The 15,993-nt window shown below is 40.1% G+C and carries 19 protein-coding genes; 8 read left to right on the top strand and 11 right to left on the bottom strand.

The annotated features are described in order from the left end of the window. Positions 1-6: 6 nt before the first annotated feature. The 10 genes from M3O96_RS11705 to M3O96_RS11750 all read right to left on the bottom strand — a co-directional run bounded on the left by M3O96_RS11705 (position 7) and on the right by M3O96_RS11750 (position 10,244). The gene (locus M3O96_RS11705; RefSeq protein WP_249720774.1) at positions 7-687 is read right to left on the bottom strand and encodes a DUF2461 domain-containing protein; all 681 of its coding nucleotides are present in this window, start codon (positions 685-687) and stop codon (positions 7-9) included. 104 nt (positions 688-791) lie between these two features. Continuing rightward, entirely contained in the window at positions 792-1,406 is a 615-nt protein-coding gene (locus M3O96_RS11710) for an alpha/beta hydrolase (protein WP_249720775.1), read from the bottom strand. After that, positions 1,399-2,349, bottom strand: a complete 951-nt coding sequence (locus tag M3O96_RS11715) for a ring-cleaving dioxygenase (protein WP_249720776.1) — start codon at positions 2,347-2,349, stop codon at positions 1,399-1,401. The genes M3O96_RS11710 and M3O96_RS11715 overlap by 8 nt, the downstream gene beginning before the upstream one ends. Before the next feature lie 77 nt (positions 2,350-2,426). Continuing rightward, complete coding sequence (locus M3O96_RS11720; RefSeq protein ID WP_249720777.1) at positions 2,427-2,954, bottom strand: YceI family protein; 528 nt, start codon at positions 2,952-2,954, stop codon at positions 2,427-2,429. Positions 2,955-3,090: 136 nt separating this feature from the next. Beyond that, positions 3,091-3,540: a MarR family winged helix-turn-helix transcriptional regulator gene (locus M3O96_RS11725; protein ID WP_249720778.1), complete on the bottom strand. Its 450-nt coding sequence runs from the start codon at positions 3,538-3,540 to the stop codon at positions 3,091-3,093. A gap of 107 nt (positions 3,541-3,647) precedes the next feature. Then, on the bottom strand, positions 3,648-4,448 hold the full coding sequence (locus M3O96_RS11730; protein WP_249720779.1) for an alpha/beta fold hydrolase: 801 nt from the start codon (positions 4,446-4,448) through the stop codon (positions 3,648-3,650). 174 nt (positions 4,449-4,622) lie between these two features. After that, a complete protein-coding gene (locus tag M3O96_RS11735; RefSeq protein WP_249720780.1) occupies positions 4,623-6,215 on the bottom strand; it encodes an amidohydrolase family protein in 1,593 nt (530 codons plus the stop codon). Between the two features lie 107 nt (positions 6,216-6,322). Continuing rightward, positions 6,323-6,760, bottom strand: coding sequence for a hypothetical protein (locus M3O96_RS11740; protein ID WP_249720781.1), 438 nt, complete (start codon positions 6,758-6,760; stop codon positions 6,323-6,325). Between the two features lie 294 nt (positions 6,761-7,054). Continuing rightward, a complete protein-coding gene (locus M3O96_RS11745) occupies positions 7,055-9,574 on the bottom strand; it encodes an ABC transporter permease (protein WP_249720782.1) in 2,520 nt (839 codons plus the stop codon). After that, entirely contained in the window at positions 9,567-10,244 is a 678-nt protein-coding gene (locus M3O96_RS11750; RefSeq protein ID WP_249720783.1) for an ABC transporter ATP-binding protein, read from the bottom strand. The genes M3O96_RS11745 and M3O96_RS11750 overlap by 8 nt, the downstream gene beginning before the upstream one ends. A 139-nt stretch (positions 10,245-10,383) precedes the next feature. On the opposite strand from M3O96_RS11750, the gene M3O96_RS11755 reads away from it, so the two are divergent. The 3 genes from M3O96_RS11755 (at position 10,384) to M3O96_RS11765 (ending at position 12,614) form a co-directional block, all read left to right on the top strand. Next, positions 10,384-10,626 (top strand): DUF433 domain-containing protein, encoded by a 243-nt coding sequence (locus M3O96_RS11755; RefSeq protein WP_249720784.1) that lies wholly within the window; start codon positions 10,384-10,386, stop codon positions 10,624-10,626. A 29-nt stretch (positions 10,627-10,655) separates the two neighbouring features. Continuing rightward, positions 10,656-11,324: an arylesterase gene (locus M3O96_RS11760; protein WP_249720785.1), complete on the top strand. Its 669-nt coding sequence runs from the start codon at positions 10,656-10,658 to the stop codon at positions 11,322-11,324. Positions 11,325-11,642: 318 nt separating this feature from the next. Next, complete coding sequence (locus M3O96_RS11765) at positions 11,643-12,614, top strand: c-type cytochrome (RefSeq protein WP_249720786.1); 972 nt, start codon at positions 11,643-11,645, stop codon at positions 12,612-12,614. A gap of 39 nt (positions 12,615-12,653) precedes the next feature. Here M3O96_RS11765 and M3O96_RS11770 read toward each other — a convergent pair whose 3' ends face one another. Further along, the gene (locus M3O96_RS11770) at positions 12,654-13,010 is read right to left on the bottom strand and encodes a YraN family protein (RefSeq protein ID WP_249720787.1); all 357 of its coding nucleotides are present in this window, start codon (positions 13,008-13,010) and stop codon (positions 12,654-12,656) included. Between the two features lie 82 nt (positions 13,011-13,092). Between M3O96_RS11770 and lipB the strand changes: the two genes are divergently transcribed. The 5 genes from lipB to M3O96_RS11795 all read left to right on the top strand — a co-directional run bounded on the left by lipB (position 13,093) and on the right by M3O96_RS11795 (position 15,988). Then, positions 13,093-13,809, top strand: coding sequence for a lipoyl(octanoyl) transferase LipB (gene lipB / locus M3O96_RS11775; protein WP_249720788.1), 717 nt, complete (start codon positions 13,093-13,095; stop codon positions 13,807-13,809). 155 nt (positions 13,810-13,964) lie between these two features. Next, positions 13,965-14,366, top strand: coding sequence for a hypothetical protein (locus M3O96_RS11780; protein ID WP_249720789.1), 402 nt, complete (start codon positions 13,965-13,967; stop codon positions 14,364-14,366). Between the two features lie 147 nt (positions 14,367-14,513). After that, the gene (locus M3O96_RS11785; protein WP_249720790.1) at positions 14,514-15,248 is read left to right on the top strand and encodes a 3'-5' exonuclease; all 735 of its coding nucleotides are present in this window, start codon (positions 14,514-14,516) and stop codon (positions 15,246-15,248) included. Between the two features lie 96 nt (positions 15,249-15,344). Continuing rightward, positions 15,345-15,590, top strand: a complete 246-nt coding sequence (locus M3O96_RS11790; RefSeq protein WP_249720791.1) for a hypothetical protein — start codon at positions 15,345-15,347, stop codon at positions 15,588-15,590. Continuing rightward, positions 15,587-15,988: a PIN domain-containing protein gene (locus M3O96_RS11795; RefSeq protein ID WP_249720792.1), complete on the top strand. Its 402-nt coding sequence runs from the start codon at positions 15,587-15,589 to the stop codon at positions 15,986-15,988. Before M3O96_RS11790 ends, M3O96_RS11795 begins: the two co-directional genes overlap by 4 nt. Positions 15,989-15,993: the final 5 nt, after the last annotated feature.

Here is a 15,993-nt window from a genome sequence, read left to right on the forward strand (position 1 = left end):
AATCAATTAAATCAATTTCTCCCCACTTTCGGAATCATCTATTGCTTTAGAAAGAAAATCATGAAAAGACTTTATTAACCTGAAGCCTTCAATTGCTTTTTTCTTAAAATCTCCAGAGGAAATATCCGAATCAGCAATTGGGTTGGATACAATGAAGCTTTTGTGTTTTAACAATTCAATGTATGGATGATCCTGTTCATAGCCTTTGGGCATATTTTTGAGTTTGTCTCCTTCCAATCCTGAAAATATCTTTTTAAACTTTGGCTCATTTAAAATGGATTCCAATTCCTTGCCCGAATAATCGATTTCCTGACGGATTTTTTTTAGGCTTTCCGATTCAGGCATCCATATTCCTCCGGCTAAAAAGCTTTTGCCAGGCTGCACATGTACATAGTATCCAGGCCCAAGGGATTTCTTTCCTCCAACGGAGAAATAAGCGGCAAAATTGGTTTTGTAAGGATCCTTATTCGCAGAGAACCGTACATCTCTGTTTTGTCTAAAAACACAATCCTTTGCCTTGAAAGAGGAAAGCGCTGGTTCCCAGACCGAAATCTGTGCAAGCATTTCGCCGACATCATTCAAAAATTCTTCTTTGACGGCTAGATACCAAGATTTATTCTCATCCATCCAGGATTTTTGGTTGTTTTGAGAAAGTGCCTCGAGAAATTTTAAGTATTGATTAGCCATATCCAAATTTAACTAATAACAGGAAAGGGAGTGATAAGTTTTTCCAAATTTAGCTAATGAAAAAAGCCTGATTTTATGATCAGGCTTTTTTCTATTTTGTAATTTCAATTATTCAAAATGTGTTTATTCACCCATTCAATCTCTTCCTGACGGATGGTGTGCTGCATGTCGGCAAAAATCAAAGTTTCCACGTATGCCCCGAGTTTTTTCATCAATTCCGCTGAGGCCTCGATCCTACTTAGAGGAACATGTATGTCTTGTTGACTCGATCCGATAAAAACAGGGGTGCCAAGAAAATCACCTTTGTACTTTGAAGGATTCAATTTTTCACCTATCAATCCCCCTGTGAATGCAATCACTCCTCCATATCTTTTGGCATTTTGTGATGCATATTCTAAAGAAAGACAAGCTCCCTGAGAAAACCCGATAAAGTAGATTTGATCAGAAGTGAATCCTTTTTCATGAATGTCTTGGATAATTTCATCTATGATTTGCATAGATTTTGAAAAGGCAGGTTCATTATTGGCGTCCGGAGCCATAAAGCTAAACGGATACCAGGAACTCGCGAGAGCTTGTGGTGCCAATAATGCAAATTCATCCAAGTTTAGATATCTGTTCAATCCCATGATACTGACAGGGTTTGCCCCTCTTCCATGGATCATGACCGCAACTTTTGTCGCTTGTTCTAATGGCATTCCGGCTTTTGTAATTTCAGGCATATTTTTCAACATTCAGTTCAACTTTAGCCAATCTTGCTTCCAATTTTGACCTTTGAGACTCAATCCACTCAGGCAATTTCAATAATTCACCCAAATGTGCTTCATCCTCATCGATCGCAAATCCGGGTTCGTCGGTCGCAATTTCGAACAAAACACCACCCGGTTCCCTAAAATAGATAGATTTGAAATAATTCCGATCTTTCACTTCTGTGACCTGATAGCCATTTCGAATCAATTTTTGTTGGATCTCCAATTGGCTCGCTTCATTGGCTGTACGAAAAGCGATGTGATGGACGGTCCCTGCACTTTGGGTCCCTTGTCTTCCATTTGGATCGATGACAATGTCAACAATATCTCCGGGATCACCTTTTGTTCCAAATCGATACCGTCCACCATCCTCCGCAATAAATCTGTAATCCATAAATTGGGTAAGCAACTTTTCTGTCAACTCTTTAGCTTTCAGATTTAATGTAGCCCCATAAAACCCCCTGACCGCAAATTCCAAAGGAATGTTTCCATAAGTCCAACCCTTCCTTTCGTCCTTGTTTGTGGCAATCAATTCAATCCCCATACCATCATGGTCTTCAAACCTTATCAATTTTTCACCAAATCTTGATAAAGGCGTAGAAAAAGGAATGTTGTATTTGCCCAATCTTTCCATCCAAAACCCTAGAGCATCCAAAGGGACAGAAAAAGCAGTATAGGTCAATTCACCTGTACCTTTGGTTCCTTTTCGCGCACCTTCAAATGGGAAAGTCGTGAACACTGTTCCCGGTGCACCCAATTCATCTCCAAAATAGAAATGATAGACATCAGGAGCATCAAAATTGATCGTCTTTTTCACTAGCCTCAATCCCAAAATACCTGTATAGAAATCCAGATTTTTTTGTGGATTACCTGCAATAGCCGTGATATGGTGGATTCCAGAGATTAGAGCTGCCATAGAGTAAGGGTTTTTAGTTGAGTTATTGGTTATTGGTTATTGGTTATTGGGGTAATTTCCAATAACCATTTCCAAAATTACTGTTTTACAATCTGAATGTTAGCCAAAATTCTAACTTGGTCACTGACGACTATGCTTCCGGCTTCAGTCACTGCATTCCATATTAAACCAAATTCTTTTCTGCTTATTTTTCCTTCTAATTCAAATCCTGCTTTGGTTTGGCCATATGGATCCTGCACGATGCCACCAAAATCAGCACTTAGTTCAACTGTCTTGGTAACATCCTTGATGGTCAATTCACCTACTAATTTGTCTCCTTCCAAAACTCCGTTAAAAGACATTTTAGGATATTTCTCAGCATCGAAGAAATCTGCAGATTTTAAATGGTTGTCTCTGTCAGATTGGTTGGTATCAATACTAGAGATATGGGCGTCGAAAGAAATTTCTGCTCCCTGAAAATCATCAGAAGTACTTTCCGCTCCACCTTCAAATGATTTGAAATTACCGGTTACAGTCGAAATCACCAAGTGTTTTACTTTGAATGATACTTCTGAATGTGTTGGGTCAATAGCCCATTGTGTTGCTGTTACTGTTGCAGTGCTCATAATTTTGATTGTTTTAGTTAATTATAGTTTAGATTTTATTCCTGTTTAATTTATCCTTGATTCGATATTTTGAACTTTGCTTTTATTGAACGTTCTAGACATTAAATGTATAGACACGTTTTTATTTAAATTTTTTTTATCCTCTCAATTTATCCAAAAGCATATTCAATTGTTTCACTTCTTCTTTTTCCAATTGGATCAGAGCTTGGTTTTGGATTAATATTTCTTCCTGAAGTTGGTTTAGCAATTCCAAACCTTTGTCAGTAATCATGATATCAACTTGCCGTCTGTCTAAAGGACATTCGTTTCTTTCGAGTAATCCTTTTTGCTTCAGTTTCTCGACCAACCGCGATGCATTAGACATTTTATTAAGCATCCTATCCTGAATCGAAGAAACTGTAATCGGATTTCCGTTTTGTCCCCTCAAAATTCTTAAAACATTGTATTGCTCAGGAGAAAGACCAAATGGTTTGAAAAGACTATTTTGTTTTGTGACGATAAAGCTGTGTGTGAAAAGGATATTCACGATGGCTTTGTTATGTTCATCTTTAAATTCCTTCTGCTGTATTTCGTCTTCTAACTTCATTTGTATAAAATGTCTTTGTATTAATTGTATATACATACAAATGTAACAAAAGGTTTTGAAAGAATTACATTTTTCTAAAATTTATTTGATTGTATCCAAAAAAAAAATCAAAACTGCCTCATCCAATCCCCCATGAGCCTATTGATTTCATCCGGTTTTTCGATGCAGCTACTGTGGCCCGCTCCCAGAACCATGTGCAAAATCGAATTGGAAATCGACATTTGGATAAACTTTGCTTTTTCGGGTTTGGTAGCCACATCTTCATCTCCCACTATGATCATGGTAGGACATTTGATTTGTCTGATTTCATCTTCTATTCCCTTCCTGTGGATTACAGCCTCCACGGATTTGGTGATGGTTTTTTTATTGGACTGAAGTTCTTTGATCCATTTTTTATAGGCCTCTCCGTTTTGCGGATTTTCGAGCCAACTTTGTGCAAACATAATCTTCATCACCGAACCTGCGACGGTAGGAATAACACCAAACCATTTGACGATCCCATTCAGAAGTTTATACTTTGGAAAGTTTTCTACCGGTTCAGGACTTGCCGATGTTTCTAATAAAACCAGACTTTTGACTTTATCAGGAAATCTGGCCGCCAAGCGCATTCCCACAAATCCTCCCATAGAAAGCCCAACAAAATGGACCGGTTTGCCCACAAGTTTGTCTATCAACTCCATAGCATCTAAAGTCAGCAAATTTATGTCAATAGCTCCGTCAGTTACTTCAGATTGACCCTGTCCTCTGTGGTCATAGGCAATGACAGTATAATTTTGCTTCAAAAAATCAACCTGACTTTGAAACATCTTATGGCTCCAAAGCAATCCATGAGAAAAGACGATTACTTCTTCGCCCCCTCCTTCTTGGATATAAAAAAGCTTGGTAGAATTGAGTTGAATGTGTGACATAATATTGTTGTACGAAGTATAGTGTACCAAGTACCAAGTATTGGAAAATATATTTGGATTAACTTTCTGATTCCGGCCCCATTCATTTTAAACCTAAGTCAACCTGAGCTTCCTTGGTACTTCGTACTTGATACTTAGTACTTGTACTTGATTTTTGATTCTTGCTACTCATTTTCACCAATCCAAACCAGGCTGTTTCAATTTTCTATATTCTTCCCGTTCTTTGTGCTGTTGTACGACAGTACGGACATCCTGCAAGAGTTGTTTGGCATCATAGACTATCCCATCTTTCACGGTATATTTCACGCCTCCTACCCTGATAGGCTCATTGTTTTCATCTATCCGTATGGCACCCGTCCCATAGAGTACTTTGAGGTTTTGAAGGGGATTTTCTTCCAAAATCACAAAATCAGCCAACTTCCCAACTTCCACAGTTCCGATTTCATTTTCCATTCCCAAAGCCTCCGCAGCATACATGGTCGAGGACCTGATGACTTCCAAAGGATGAAATCCAGCTTCCCTGAGCAATTCCATTTCCCTGATATAGGCAAATCCATACAATTGATAAATGAAGCCGGAATCCGAACCGGTAGTCACGCGGCCACCACGGTTTTTGTATTCATTGACAAAGGTCATCCAAAGGCGGTAATTTTCCTTCCATTGGATCTCCTCCTCCGTGGTCCAATCAAACCAATACGATCCGTGCGATTCTCGGCTTGGTTTGTAAAAGCGCCATAAAGAGGGAAGTGTATATTCCTCATGCCATTCCGCCCTTCTTGCCCGCATCAGGTCACGGTTGGCTTCATAGATATTGAAAGTAGGGTCCAAGGTAAAATCCAGGTCCAAAAGCTCCTGCATCACCTTGTTCCAATGCTCTGAATATGGCGGTGCGGCCTGTTTCCACAGTTTCCCCGCTTCTGCAAAACGATGCTGTTCATTCTGATAATTATAATCCAGCCTGTAATCCTGAATGGTCCTATCAACAAAAAGTGCTTCAGGAAGGCCATACCAGTGCTCCATTGTAGTCAGTCCTGCCCTTGCAGAATGGAGGACATTCCATCTCGCCACGTCCATCTGCGCATGATGCATCGAAGATCTCAAGCCGATTCTTTTGTTCTCTTCCAAAGCCGCTTGCATTACTTCAGGTTTAGCACCAAAGAATTTGATGCCGTCTGCTCCATTTTTGGCGTTATCATTTACCCAAGCCTTGGCTTCAGCTGCATTGGTGATTGGTTTTTCGGAACCTTGCCCAAAACTTGTATACGCAAACAAACGCGGTGCTGTGATGGTGTTGGCTGCAGATTTTTTCTTATGGTCAAGCACCCAACCCAGTCCATTACTTGCAGAGGGGTCTTTTACAGTAGTGATGCCATGAGACATCCAAAGTTTGAAAACATATTCTGCCGGCGTACCCTGACCTGATCCTCCTATATGCCCGTGCATGTCAATGAATCCCGGCAAAAGATAATGTCCTGCTAGTTCCATCACTTTGTCATTTGGTCCGGCTTTTGGTCTCCGGTCTTCCTTGATGGGAATACCGGGATAGCCTACGACTGTTATTTCCGTGATCCTGTTTTTTTGGACGACGATATCGACAGGACCGATAGGAGGTGAACCTGTCCCATCGATCAATGTCACTCCGCGAAGGATCAGCTTGTCATATGGACCTTCCCCTTCCTTTCTTTCAGGGGAAGGCATGACCTGTGAAAAAATTTCTGATGTAAATAAAAACAGGCTACATGCAAATAGGATCAATGATTTTTTCATGGTAGGTGGATTTGAAAGATTCAAAATAATCCTTTTCACCCCAATAAAAAAACCGACCCTCCCAATGAGAAGGATAGTCGGTTTTAGGTTTAAGAAGCCGTCTTTACTTACTCTTTCCTAAAAGTATACCGAAGACCGATACTGGCTCTGAGGGTTAAGTCACCATTTGCAACTAGGGGAGTCCCTTCCATTAAAATTGAAAATTGCCTGTGGTTGGATATAGGCTTAAAGTCCATACCCAAAGGTAGTCCTATCCTACCATCATCCGCGTCTGTGTATCCAACCATTAATCCAATGTGTAGGTTATACCATTCTGTCCGGCTGACATTATAATGGCCTAAAGCCTCTACTCCTAATACATAATTAACTACATCTCCGGCAAGAAATCTCGCCTCCCCAAAAAACTTCTTATCCACATCTGTGCCTACACCGATCTGGGACAAAACCCCTCCCGGGTAAACCCCGACATGCACTTGTGCATGAGCCTGAATAGAAATAAAAAGGGCAAAAATCAAAATAATGGCAAAGAATCTGAATTTATTCATGTTTTTTATTGGTTTGATTTATATAAGGCAAAAATAGTTTTTAATCCCAGTCTACCAAATCAAATATTGGTAACGGTAACAATTTAAAATGCCTCTGAGAATACATTCCCAAAGGCATTTTCCAAATTATAGAGAATTTAATAAATTGAAAGAAATCTTTCGAAAGCTCTTAAAATCAAACAAAAACAATTGATTACGAGACAATATCTACTAATATCCAATATCAATTTAATATCTGATTGCTTTGAATAGACGGTTAATATGGGAAATTCTAATTTACTCACATAAGAAATATTACCCTCTCAAAATCTCCATCGGAGGCATCTTCACAATTTTGCGACCATTGAGCCAGCCCAGGAGAATGGTCAAAGCTGTAATGGCTACATAAACTATCAAAGCTTCTTTGTATGCTCCTCTAAATGGCAACTCAAATACAAACTCACTCAATAACCATGTTGCCAAAAAGGACAGTAAAATCCCACTCAGCGAAGCCAAAGAACCCAAAAAGAAATATTCCAAGGTATTGATCTTGCTGACCAAACCGCTGTCCGCACCGAGTGTCCGCAGCAAGATACTTTCCCGCATCCTTTGGTATTTGCTGATGATCAATGAACTGATCAAAACCAAAATACCGGTAATGATGCTGAAAAAAGCCATGAATTGGATTACAAAACTGATTTTGCCAAGAATCTCTTCCAAGGTTTCAACTATCGCACCCAAATTGATTACCGAGATATTTGGGAACTCTCTTACAATCTCCGACTGCACATCCGCGGCCTGACGGTCATTGATGGTTTTGGTGATCAGCACATGAAACTTCGGCGCATTGTTCAAAACATTTTCGGGAAATAATACCAAAAAATTTGTAGAAACCTGATTGAATTTGATATCCCGGAAGCTCCCCACATAGGTCGTAATCGGTCTTCCCTGGACATTGAAAATAATCTGATCTCCCAATTTGATCCCCGTCCGCATGGCGTAGCCTTGGTCAAAAGAAACAAAAACCGAATCTCCGGGATTGGATACTTTATAAAGCTGTCCTGTCACCAGCCTTTCAGAACTGATCAAAGTGTCTCTGTAGGTTACCCTAAATTCCCTGTTGTATAATCCCCGGGATCGTTTTTCTTCCTCAGGCAAAGTGTCGTTCCCTTTTTTGGTCAGGCCATTGATAGACTCCAATCCCATGGTTACAATAGGTACCTGCTGCATGATGGGCAGGTCTTTGCTTAGGATTTTATCTGCGACTGCCTCAACCTGATGCGTTTGGATGTCAAAAAGCAGCATGTTTGGTTGGTCCTTTTTGTCTGCAAACTTTGCTTCATCCAACAATTGGTTTTGGACAAAAAACAAGGTGCTGATCATGGCTGTACCCAAACCGATGGTTGCTATCAAGGAAACGGTTTGGTTATTTGGCCTGTATAAATTGGCTAAAGACTGTCTGATAGGATACTGCAGTGAAATCGGAAGGAATTTTCGGATCAGCCACATGATTCCAATTGCTACAGTCCAAAGAATCAAGAATGCAAAAACCACAAATCCGGTAAAGCCGAGCGATTGCTTCCATCCATTGAGCAGGTAAAAGCTGAACCCGAAGACAAACAAAAGAATACCAAACACAACCGCCCAACGCAAGGGATCTTTGTTGATCTTGGTTTCCCCTTCCTCAGGCCGCAAAGTAGCCATCGGAGATACCTTTCTGATTTTCAACAAAGGCAACAAGGCAAATAAAATAGATACCAATAATCCGGTGATTACACCAAAGCCTATACTTTTCCAAGAAATTGCAATGGTAACATCCACCGGAAGGAAATCCGCAAATACTGCCGGTAAAATAAACTGCAAAATGCTCCCTAAAAGTGATCCGAATACTGCTCCCGCAAATCCCATAATCACGATCTGAACCAAATATATTTTCATTGCCGTCCAAGCAGAGACGCCAAGACATCTCAAAACTGCCACTGAAGCTAATTTTTCCTTTACAAAAACATTGACTGCACTAGCGACACCCACACAACCCAAAAGCAAGGCAATAAAGGCAACCAAACTCAGAAAGTTCGATAGGTTTTGGAAGGAACGGCCTGTCTGCCTTTTCCGGTCTTCAATGGTGTCCGCATCGACTTTTTCTTCCTCCCATTGCTCCTCGTATTTCTTCACCAAATCGTCAGGATTTGTCAAGTCATCTAATTGGTAATACCTGACATATTCCAGCCTACTGCCGTATTGGATCAGACCGGTAGCCTCCACGTATTCCATAGGGATGTATACCGCAGGTGCTACAGTGGCTGTAATCCCTGTTTGGCCCGGGACTTTCTGTAATTCGCCTTCGATATAGAATGAAACATTCCCGACTTTGATACTGTCCCCTATCACAGCATTGAATTGTGCCATGAGGAGTTTTTCCACCAAAGCTCTTTTGCCCCCCTTTCTAAAGGAAGCTTCTGCCTCAGCGGGGATGGTTTCTAGTTTTCCGTAAAAAGGGAAATTTCCTTCCAGCGCCCTTACCTGCGTCAGCCGACTTGCGCCAGTTGAAGGAAAAGCCACCATACTGGCAAAATTGATCTCTTCAGCAGTTGCAATCGCCAAGGAATCGGTAGGTTGTGGCCCGAGTGGTTTGTTATTTTCCAATACCAAGTCTGCCCCGACAAGTTCTTTGGATTGTTGGTCGATTCCTCTTTTCAGGTTTTCACCAAATGAACTGATACCTACCAAGGCCGCAATCCCTACGACCATCGAGGATACAAAAAGGAGGAGCCTTGAGAAATTTTTTCTAAAATCCCGGAAGGCCATTTTCAAAACCCAAGAAAAATCAGACATGGCTGCCCTCCTGGATTTTACCGCCTTTGATATTGATGATGCGGTTTGTACGCTTTGCTAATTCCGGATCGTGGGTCACCAAAATCAGCGTAGTACCTTGCTCTTTGTTCATGTCGAAAATCAGGTCTTCGATCATTTCCCCGGTTTCAGTATCCAAGTTTCCTGTCGGTTCATCGGCAAAAAGTATTTTCGGTTCATTGGCAAAAGCCCTTGCGATAGATACCCGCTGCTGTTCTCCACCCGAAAGCTGAGATGGATAATGGGTAATCCTATCTCCCAATCCAACTTTGGTCAATAACTCAGTGGCTTTTGCTTTGGCGTCCTTTTTTTTCTTTAATTCAAGAGGAACCATTACATTTTCCAAAGCAGTAAGCGTGGGAAGGAGTTGGAAATTCTGAAAAATAAATCCAATATTTTTGCTCCTGACCGCGGCCCGTTGGTCTTCGGAAAGCTTCTCAAAAGCATTACCATCCAATACCACAGAGCCTGTACTCGCTGAGTCTAATCCAGCACAGAGTCCGAGCAAAGTGGTTTTTCCGCTTCCCGAAGGACCGACGATAGAGATGCTTTCTCCGGCTTGGATATCAAAATTGACCTGATCTAAAACAGTTAGTTTTCTTGTGCCGCTTTGGTAGGTTTTGGACACATCCTTTACACTCAATATGCTCATAAAAATCTTTTGGAATTGGTTTTTACAATAACACCATCAAACGTCCAAATGGTTTGATTCGTTGGGTTTAAATATAAAAGGAAAGGATGGGGTTTGAACAAAATCCACAGAAAATAGTAAATTTGAAGAAAGGAATAAAATGAAATATCAAAATCGAATCACCATTGATCCAGAAATTTGCCATGGAAAGCCCTGCATTAGAGGGATGCGATGGCCTGTTGAAGTTTTACTAGACCTATCTGCATCAGGGATGAGTATGGAAGAAATAATGGAGGATCATCCGGAGTTAGAAAAAGAAGATTTCTTAGCTGTTTATGAATTTGCAAAACTGGCAATCTCGGGTAAATCATTCGGAGGAATGAATACTACCGCCAACGCCTAAATAATTATTAATAATTAGATATAAATAAAATGATCAAAGCAACCATAAATATTCTACTTTTTATTCTTGTTGTTTTTTCTTCGTGTACCGCAAAAAATGAAAAAGAGTCTGAGACAGAATCAATCTCAAAACCTGAAACACCTCAATCAAAGAAACTGATCCTCTTCTTCGGGAACAGCCTCACAGCCGGATATGGGATTGAGGCAGAAGATGCTTTCCCAGGATTGACTGCTGCGAGGATTGACAGTCTTGGCTTGGATTACAGGGTCATCAATGCCGGATTGAGTGGCGAAACGACCGCAAGTGGTTTGAGCCGTTTGGATTGGTTTTTGGAAGAAGAACCTGCGATTTTTATTCTGGAATTAGGCGGAAATGATGGATTGCGCGGAATCACTCCCTCGGAAACAAAGAAAAACCTAAAAGGCATCATCCAATTGGTAAAGGGGAAATATCCTGAAACAGTTATTGTTTTGGCCGGAATGCAGATTCCCCCAAATATGGGACAAGAATACACGAAAGAATTTTCTGAGATATTTCCCCAAGTAGCTGCAGAAGAAAATGTCCAATTGATCCCATTTTTATTGGAAGGTGTGGCAGGAAATCCTGACCTGAATCTGCCTGACGGAATCCATCCTACTGAAGAGGGACATTTGATAGTTTTTGAGACTATCTGGAAAAGCTTAGAAAGCCTTCTTTAAAGTCCCAAGATTTTCAATTTCCTGTTAATTTTTCAGTCTTTTTTTTTTTTAAGTCTATCCGCTTTCTTCAAGTAGCCAAACAAAAAACAGTTGGAGGACGATTAGCAGTTCTGTGGACATTGGACGGTCGTCTATGGAAGAGTTTCCGCATAAGATAAAGTTTCTTCAACCTCAAAGCAGAGCTTTACGGAGACTCATATAATTTATTGAAGTAGTCGCCTACAATCTTTTATTCTGTTTTTTTCATTATTTCATATAAAATCATTAAATTATGGGTGAATCTCTAAGTTTTTATTTCAACCCAAAACCACTACTTGAATGAAAAAGATTTTAAAGATCATTGCTTACCTGGCGACAGCCTTAGTTCTAATAATTATTGGAGTTGTTGCCTATGTTTCATTTGCCCTTCCAAATGTCGGTCCCGTAGATCAAGACTTAAAAGTCGAAATCACACCTGAAGCTGTTGAACGAGGTAAATACCTTGCCAATCATGTATTGCTCTGCATGGATTGCCATTCCGAACGGGATTATTCCTTATACTCAGGCCCACTCATCCATGGAACAGAAGCAACAGGCGGTGATCGATTTGACCAGACGATGGGATTCCCGGGTGTTTTTATCTCTCCGAATATTACCCCATTTGGCATAGGAGACTGGACTGATGGCGAACTATTCAGGCTGATTACTACGGGAGTAAGAAGAGATGGGTCTCCCATTTTTCCGATTATGCCATACCAAAGCTACGGCAAAATCGATGCAGAAGATATCAATGCTGTAATTGCCTATATCAGGACTCTGGAACCTGTCGAAGTCGGTAGGCCAAAAGGTGAGCCGGATTTCCCATTTGGACTGATCATGAGAACAATGCCGGTCAAGGCTTCATTAACTAAAAGACCCCAACCTTCTGACCAAATTGCATATGGAGGTTACCTTGTGACAGCAGGTGCATGTGCCGATTGCCACACCAAATTTGAAAGTGGATCATTTACAGGTGAACGATTAGCGGGAGGCCGTGAGTTTGGGTTTCCTGATGGGATTCTTTCTTCCGCCAATTTGACACCTCATGCCACAGGATTGGGAAATTGGACTGAGGAAATGTTTGTACAACGGTTCAAAATGTATGGAGAAAACTATGTGCCCAAAAAACTTAACCAAGGAGACTTCCAGACCATCATGCCTTGGATGATGTATGCAGGTATGAAAGAAGATGACCTTAAGGCAATATTCGCTTACCTTCAATCGCTACCGCCTACAGAAAATCCAATAGAAAAATTTAAACCTAACAGTTAAAAAGAAAGAGCCTGACCATCAAATCAGGTTTTTTTTTGACTAATAAAAAGCGTCTTCGAACTGTCTGAAGTTCAGATTTCCTTTTTGATCTCGGTAGACACCAATGATATCAAATCTTATATCCTTGTGCCAATCCCGTTCATGAACAAAATTATCGGCGGCTTTTATCAAGAGTTTGCGTTTCGTACTATCCACAAATTCTTCAGCATAGCCGAATCCCGTCCCGCTTCGGTATTTTACTTCTACAAAAACAAGAATCCCCTTATGCTTAAAAATCAAGTCGATTTCCGCATGACCACTCCGGTAATTTGCCTCTACAAATTCATATCCTCGGCCTGATAACCACGCTTTGACCAAGTCTTCTGCTTCCTTTCCTTTATCATTATGTTCTGCCATGGGGATATTTGTTTATTTTTGGGGTATAGAAAAGAACCATCATTTTTCAATAGGTGTTCTCCAAGTGCTATAAATAAAAACTGTGAATCAAGTTATCAATAAAAAAGTTAAGTTCATCGATCTCGGTATAAAGGATTACAAAGAAACCTGGGATTTTCAGGAAGAGATCTTTGCCAAGACCGTCTCACTCAAAATCCAAAACCGTCAGTTAGATCCGGAAACCCAATTGCCAACTGACAATTACCTGGTTTTTGTAGAGCATCCACATGTCTATACTTTGGGAAAAAGTGGTGAATTGTCACACCTGCTTTTGGATGAGAAAGGATTGGAGGAGAAGAAAGCTACTTTTTATAAAATCAACCGGGGAGGTGATATCACCTATCATGGTCCGGGGCAGTTGGTTGGTTACCCTATCATCGATCTTGACAATTTCTTTACCGACATCCACAAATACCTGAGACTTCTCGAAGAAGCTGTCATTTTGACTTTGGCGGAATATGGGATCGAAGCGGGAAGAATCACCGGATTGACCGGAGTTTGGTTGGATTATGTCGAACAGAAAAACCCTCGAAAAATCTGTGCCCTTGGTGTAAAATCAAGCCGATGGGTTACCATGCATGGCTTTGCCTTCAATGTCAATGCAGATATCGGGTATTTCAACAACATTGTTCCTTGTGGAATAACTGACAAAGCTGTCACCTCCATGCATTTAGAACTTGGACACCCTATAGACGAAACCGAAGTAAAAGATAAAGTTAAAAAGCATGTTGTTGATTTATTTGGGATGGAGTTAATTTAAAGTCTGGATATACGGTGGAAATATAATTGAAATACAATGGAAATAAGGTTGATATATAATTGAAATACAATTGAAATAAAGTTGATATAGCTACTGTAAAATAACGTTTGATTCTATATTCTCAAATCTCAAGTCTTATATCTCACCTCTAACCAATGAAAAAAGACATCGCCTTTCACCCTGTCACCGGAGTCAAGCTAGCCATTGCCAAAGAAGAAACCAACGGCAATACCGAATGGTCAGTATATATCATCAACCTGAACCTGATCGAACTAAATACGGTAATGATTACCTCCAAAGGCTATGGCCAAATTGAAGGGGAAGAAAAGAAAACCTCGGTTTTGAGGCATATGATCCAAGAGCTCGGTTCAGAATCCATCGCCAAGGTTGAGCCGATTGACCCTGCACTTTTTGCTTTGACCAATGAATATTGGGTGAGTTATTATATCCTCGATAAGATTTTTGACAAAAAATTCATTTTTCCTGAAGGCAGCATGGATAATTCCAATTTGAGAGTTATCCCTGAATTGGGCTTGGAAGGCGTCTTGCACAGTTAAAATCAATCCATCCTAATTTTTTGGTTATTATTTGAATACTGCATTTGATTTTTTCGCGATATCCTAATATCTTAATATTTCAATATCTAGGTTGCCAATTAATCCGATCAATTACGCCTAGATGTCTTATGCAAATAGAAAAAAGTTATGGGAAATCTTTTGAGTGAATTGGGAGATATCCTATTCTTGGATATCGAGACCGCTTCTTTGGAATCAGAATTTGCTGAATTGCCACCGCGACTACAGGAAGAATGGATCAAAAAAGAAAAGCAAATCATTCCCAAAGAAGAAAATGTGGATCCCGGTAGTTTATTTTTCCAAAAAGCAGGAATCTATGCTGAATTTGGCAAGGTCATCTGTGTGGGAGTCGGTTACTTCCATTATTTGGAGGATGAAAACAAATTGGAATTCCGAACCAAAAGCTACGGGGAAGAATCAGAATACGACACCCTCGCTGCTTTTTGTGAGTTGCTCCAAAAGAAAAAATGGATCCTTTGTGCCCACAACGGAAAGGAATTTGACTTTCCCTATCTCAGCAGAAGAATTTTGGTCAACAGGATTCCGCTACCCGAACCATTGCAGATTGCCGGCAAGAAACCTTGGGAAGTCCGTCACCTCGATACTTTAGAGCTTTGGAAATTTGGGGATTACAAGCATTATACGAGGCTGGAATTGCTTGCTGCCATTTTTGACATCCCCACTTCCAAGGAGTCCATCGATGGTTCTCAGGTCAATGAAGCCTATTATATCCAAAAAGACCTGGAATCGATTCGGGAATATTGTCTGCGGGATGTTGTCGTCACCGCTAAGATCTATTTGGCTTTTCAAGGACTGCCACCTGATATCGAAATGGAAGTGATTAATAGGGATAATGAGGGATGATCCCTAAAAGTCACAATTGAAAAGAGTATATTAAATCCAAATTGGAACCAATTCCGCTTTAAGTTTTTTATTAACTTTAGAGAAAGTAAATGATCAATGGAATCGACCGCAATAAAAAGCTTGAAAGAAACGGTTTTGGAAAGGATTGAAATTCTTTCTTTGGAGGAACTGAATGTTCTAGCTACTTTTTTGAATGAATTAGAAAAAGAAAACTCCTTGAAGGAAGAAATTCTCTCCTACAAGGGCTTTCTAAAAACCATGGATGAGGATTTTAAAACCGAATTAACAACAGGTCTTCCTGAAAAGCGATTGAAGGGATCTAAATCACACAAAACCTTTTGAGAAAATCCATTTTAGATACAGACACACTTATTAATTTTTTTGATGATGATGAAAATACATCTCGAAATTTGAGTAGTTACCTTTCCCTTCATTCAGCATTGACCATTACTGAATTGACTCTTTTTGAGTTTTTTCAGGAACTAGAATACCAACAAGCTCAAAAGCAAATGGAGAAGTTTGAAACATTTATCAACAAATGCCAAATCCTTAATATTTCTCGTAATTCGGTAAGGTTATCAGCAAAAATATATGTAGACCTTAGGAGAAAAGGGATTACAATTGGCGAAATTGACTTACTTATTGCAGAAATTGCAATCCATTCCGACCTACAACTAATCACAAACAACACAGCCCATTTCTCACAGATTCAGGGCTTATCATTACACAATTGGAAATAAACTTT

It is taken from the genome of Aquiflexum sp. TKW24L, assembly GCF_023502205.1.
Lineage (GTDB): Bacteria > Bacteroidota > Bacteroidia > Cytophagales > Cyclobacteriaceae > Cognataquiflexum.

Coding starts and splice junctions, on each gene's coding strand:
- M3O96_RS11725 (WP_249720778.1), bottom strand. CDS start 3,540: ATGAAGTTAGAAGACGAAATACAGCAGAAGGAATTTAAAGATGAACAT.
- M3O96_RS11705 (WP_249720774.1), bottom strand. CDS start 687: ATGGCTAATCAATACTTAAAATTTCTCGAGGCACTTTCTCAAAACAAC.
- M3O96_RS11770 (WP_249720787.1), bottom strand. CDS start 13,010: ATGGCAGAACATAATGATAAAGGAAAGGAAGCAGAAGACTTGGTCAAA.
- M3O96_RS11710 (WP_249720775.1), bottom strand. CDS start 1,406: ATGCCTGAAATTACAAAAGCCGGAATGCCATTAGAACAAGCGACAAAA.
- M3O96_RS11720 (WP_249720777.1), bottom strand. CDS start 2,954: ATGAGCACTGCAACAGTAACAGCAACACAATGGGCTATTGACCCAACA.
- M3O96_RS11780 (WP_249720789.1), top strand. CDS start 13,965: ATGAAAAAAGACATCGCCTTTCACCCTGTCACCGGAGTCAAGCTAGCC.
- M3O96_RS11785 (WP_249720790.1), top strand. CDS start 14,514: ATGGGAAATCTTTTGAGTGAATTGGGAGATATCCTATTCTTGGATATC.
- M3O96_RS11735 (WP_249720780.1), bottom strand. CDS start 6,215: ATGAAAAAATCATTGATCCTATTTGCATGTAGCCTGTTTTTATTTACA.
- M3O96_RS11765 (WP_249720786.1), top strand. CDS start 11,643: ATGAAAAAGATTTTAAAGATCATTGCTTACCTGGCGACAGCCTTAGTT.
- M3O96_RS11715 (WP_249720776.1), bottom strand. CDS start 2,349: ATGGCAGCTCTAATCTCTGGAATCCACCATATCACGGCTATTGCAGGT.
- M3O96_RS11750 (WP_249720783.1), bottom strand. CDS start 10,244: ATGAGCATATTGAGTGTAAAGGATGTGTCCAAAACCTACCAAAGCGGC.
- M3O96_RS11730 (WP_249720779.1), bottom strand. CDS start 4,448: ATGTCACACATTCAACTCAATTCTACCAAGCTTTTTTATATCCAAGAA.
- M3O96_RS11745 (WP_249720782.1), bottom strand. CDS start 9,574: ATGTCTGATTTTTCTTGGGTTTTGAAAATGGCCTTCCGGGATTTTAGA.
- M3O96_RS11755 (WP_249720784.1), top strand. CDS start 10,384: ATGAAATATCAAAATCGAATCACCATTGATCCAGAAATTTGCCATGGA.
- M3O96_RS11760 (WP_249720785.1), top strand. CDS start 10,656: ATGATCAAAGCAACCATAAATATTCTACTTTTTATTCTTGTTGTTTTT.
- M3O96_RS11790 (WP_249720791.1), top strand. CDS start 15,345: ATGGAATCGACCGCAATAAAAAGCTTGAAAGAAACGGTTTTGGAAAGG.
- M3O96_RS11740 (WP_249720781.1), bottom strand. CDS start 6,760: ATGAATAAATTCAGATTCTTTGCCATTATTTTGATTTTTGCCCTTTTT.